The organism is Xenorhabdus beddingii, from assembly GCF_002127545.1.
Classification (GTDB): Bacteria; Pseudomonadota; Gammaproteobacteria; order Enterobacterales; family Enterobacteriaceae; genus Xenorhabdus; species Xenorhabdus beddingii.
Window position 1 is genome coordinate 1 of sequence record NZ_MUBK01000181.1, and the last position, 412, is coordinate 412.

At 63.8% G+C, this 412-nt stretch carries 1 pseudogene; it reads left to right on the forward strand.

Annotated elements, in window-relative coordinates:
- Window positions 1–412: pseudogene (locus tag Xbed_RS19165) on the forward strand (hypothetical protein); the annotation flags it as partial.

Consider the following 412-nt stretch of genomic DNA (forward strand, 5'->3'; position numbering starts at 1 on the left):
CACCGATGCCCTCAAACAGCAGACGCATTATCGTTACAGCCCCGACCATGCCAGCCTCAACGGCAGCCTGACCGAAGTGGAACGGGCGGACGGCACCACCCAGCAACTGGCCTATGACAGCGAGCGGCGGGGGGTGGCCGTGACCGACGGCGAAGGCCGCACCACCCGCTACACTTACGGCGCGTTTGACCTGCTCAGTCAGGTGACCCGCCCCGATGGCACGATCCTGCGCTTTGGCTATGACCGGCTGACCCGGCTGAACTCAGTCACCGCCTCCACCGGCGAAACCTATCGCTATGAGCGGGATGCGGCTGGGCAGATTACCCGCGAAATTGATTTTACCGGGCGCACCCTTGACTATCAGTACGATACACTGGGGCGCCGCACGCAGGTGCAGTATCCCGACGGGCAG